Here is a 3,165-nt window from a genome sequence, read left to right on the forward strand (position 1 = left end):
AGTTTTGTAACTTCGTTGTCCAAATCCATCTTTTCTTTAATCTTAGGATCGCCAGTAGCAAGGGCTTTAATCTCTGCATAGTTAAGGGAGCTTTCGTCCACATCTTCCGCCACACGAACAGGAGTCTTTGAAGTCATAATCTGTGAAATAAATTTCTGCTTATTCTCTATCGTCTGGTCGAGTAGGTCAGGGATATTACTATCCCTTTCCCCTCTAAGAACCGTGCATGAGAGTTTCCCCTCACACGGCTCAAGTTTTTATAAGCCCTAATTAAAGAGCCAGTGTGTTTTCTTCATCATTTATATGCAATTTTCTATGACACCAAGGGTGTACTAAAGTTTTAAGGGTAATGTTATTTTGAATTGTTTGATGTACTCTAAAGTCTGTATCAATAGTTATTTTCTCTCCACAAACAGGGCATATTCCATTTTGCGTTTTATACAGTCTATTTATAACTGTACGTCCTTTAAGTTCGTTTCGTATTTTTAACTCTTCTCTTTCTTCAAAGTATATTTGCCAATTTTCATCAAATGGATTTGCTTCAGCTTGTATCTTGGTAAATCTTTTAATATCAGTGTCTGTAGCATATTTAAGACGAAGATAGTATTTCTCGCCATTTTCCATTCTGTCACCAGTTGCTACACTGAAAGTCCAGGTTCTATTTCCAATGGTATGGAAGTATTTCTTAGCTATCCATTTTCTACCTTTCTTTGGGTGTCTACGAACGCACCAAGTCCACAAGCTCTTATATATTTCATAATCAAGTTTTTCAAAGGCTTTAGATGAAACATTATATTTATGATAGTTTACCCAACCTATAATGATTGGATTTAATTTTCTAATCAAAATTTCTTGTTTCATTGACGGATTATCTTTTATGATTCGTCTGATTTTATCGACAATAGCCTTGAAGTTCTTATCAGATGGTTTTGTAAGCAACTTATCTTTATACATCCTAATATTAACTCCAAGAAAATCAAAACCGTCATTTATGTGCGTTATTAGTGTCTTTTCCTCTGATAATTCTAAACCTCTTTCAGCTAGAAATTTTACAATGATTGGCTTTAAACCATTTTCAAGCAATTCTGCACTTTCCCCTGTAACGATGAAATCATCTGCATATCTAACAAAGTTAACCTTTGGGAAATATGTTTTCTTATTTATTGTTCTTCTATGGTATTTCTCTTTGATTGCTTTTTCTAGACCATCTAATACCATATTAGAAATAATAGGTGATATTGGCGAGCCTTGGGGACTTCCTGTTTCTGTTGGAAATAGTTTTTGTTTTTCTATATATCCACACTCAAGCCAAAGTTTTAATAGTTTCTTGTTCATTGGGATATTATTTAATATCCATTCATGACTTATATTATCAAAACAACCTTTTATATCTCCCTCCAGTACCCATTTTGCAGATTTCTTTTTATTAAGTGATGTAAAACACTGCTCGATAGCATCTTGTGTACATCTTTTTGCCCTAAATCCATAAGAATTAGGGTCAGCAGTAGTTTCTGCTATTGGCTCAAGTGCAAATTTATATAGGGTTTGCATTGCTCTATCTGTCATTGTAGGAATGCTGAGAGGTCTTTTCTTGCCATTTTTCTTTGGTATATACACTCTTTTAAGAGGTTTAGGTTTATATCCTCTTAAATTTAACTTTTCTATCGCCTTATACTTTGCCTGTGGTGTTAGCCATAATTCACCATCAACACCACTTGTTTTCTTGCCTTGATTTTCAGTTACCCTCTTAATAGTCAAGGCTTTTGCATAAAATGAAGTTGTGAGTAAATGTTGTAAGGATTTTACCTTTCCATATTTACTCATTTTCCACGCTTTCACAATACGCATTTGTAGTTTTTTAACATAGCTTTCTGCTAGAGAAAAGTCTATACTTTCCCAGTCTTTAGCTCTGTTAGTAGTAGCACACATTTTACTGTTCATTTGCTTTCTCCTTTCAAAAATTCTACAAGTTCTCTTGTGATTAAAAACCAAATGGAAGTCTGCACTCTTTCAAGTTAGGGCAAATTTTGAACCCCTATCCATCTCATTACAAGATGGCATTCGCTTTTTCCATTATCCTTTACCTGCACCATTATCAGCATTTCTTACGATTTGCCTTGCCTTTTGGCAACGGTACAGGCTTACCATGTTCCACTTAATTAACATTGATAACTTAGGCTCTACCTCTCTGCCGGTAGTCTTCTTGTCCGTGTAATCCCACTATGGAAAGGATTATCCGACTACACACCATTTTGGTTCAGGCTTATCAGCAACTTTAGCCTGTTCACCTTAACGACATTTATCAGTAGTTCACATATGTTAGCCATATCATCAAGCCTCGCTCCCTAACCGCCTTGTTGCTGGCAGTTTCGGTATTCCCTCACGGTTCAACCTCAAGTAGGGCTACTTTAATATCGGCTTACCACACCTAAGTGCAGTCGATACTTGGCTCAACTAACGGAATAGTTGGTTTGGTCATTATGCCAAACAGTTAAATTAAGCGACTTCATGTCGCACCCAAAGGTACGCATCAAAGGTATTCTCTGTAACATAACGATAGATATTTACTTTCTCATTTTCGTTTCCTTGTCTTACAATTCTCCCTGCTCTTTGCTCTAAGTCAGCAGGACGCCAAGGCACATCGAGGTCATGCAAAGCAATCAACTTATTTTGCACATTCGTTCCGGCTCCCATCTTCTGTGTTGAACCCATTAAGATACGAACTTCGCCTTTTCTTACCTTTGCAAAGAGTTCATCCTTTTGCTTATCGGAATTTGCTTCATGGATAAAGGCGATTTCTTCTTTCGGTATTCCCATAGCTACGAGCTTTTCTCTAATATCATCATAGATGTTAAATTCTCCATCTCCTTTTGGAGTGGACATATCAGAAAAAAGTAGCTGTGTTGACCTGTTTTCTTTTGTCTTATCCCAAATGGCAAAGACATTCTTTACGCATACATTGACCTTGCTATCAGGATTATCAGGAAGCAGAGGATTGATTAAACGCTGATCTAATGCAAGTTTCTTACCGTCATTGGTAATCTTTAGCATATTATCAACATCTGGCTCTACAACTCTATTTCTGACATCATCTGCTCTTTTAGAAAGGCTCTTTAATATTTCCTTTTGTTCTTCAGAAGGCTCTGTTTTAATAACTTCATAATT

General features: G+C 36.1%; 1 protein-coding gene and 2 pseudogenes. All 3 read right to left on the reverse strand.

The genetic code is table 11. The features are described from left to right. A pseudogene (locus tag ACLUJM_RS13290) lies at window positions 1-182 on the reverse strand (helicase); the annotation flags it as partial. 88 nt (window positions 183-270) lie between these two features. Then, the gene (gene ltrA / locus ACLUJM_RS13295) at window positions 271-1,941 is read right to left on the reverse strand and encodes a group II intron reverse transcriptase/maturase (protein ID WP_412413033.1); all 1,671 of its coding nucleotides are present in this window, start codon (window positions 1,939-1,941) and stop codon (window positions 271-273) included. 576 nt (window positions 1,942-2,517) lie between these two features. Then, a pseudogene (locus ACLUJM_RS13300) lies at window positions 2,518-3,165 on the reverse strand (helicase-related protein); the annotation flags it as partial.

This window comes from Finegoldia sp. (assembly GCF_046991905.1).
In the GTDB taxonomy this organism is placed as follows: domain Bacteria; phylum Bacillota; class Clostridia; order Tissierellales; family Peptoniphilaceae; genus Finegoldia.

Coding starts and splice junctions, on each gene's coding strand:
- ltrA (WP_412413033.1), bottom strand. CDS start 1,941: ATGAACAGTAAAATGTGTGCTACTACTAACAGAGCTAAAGACTGGGAA.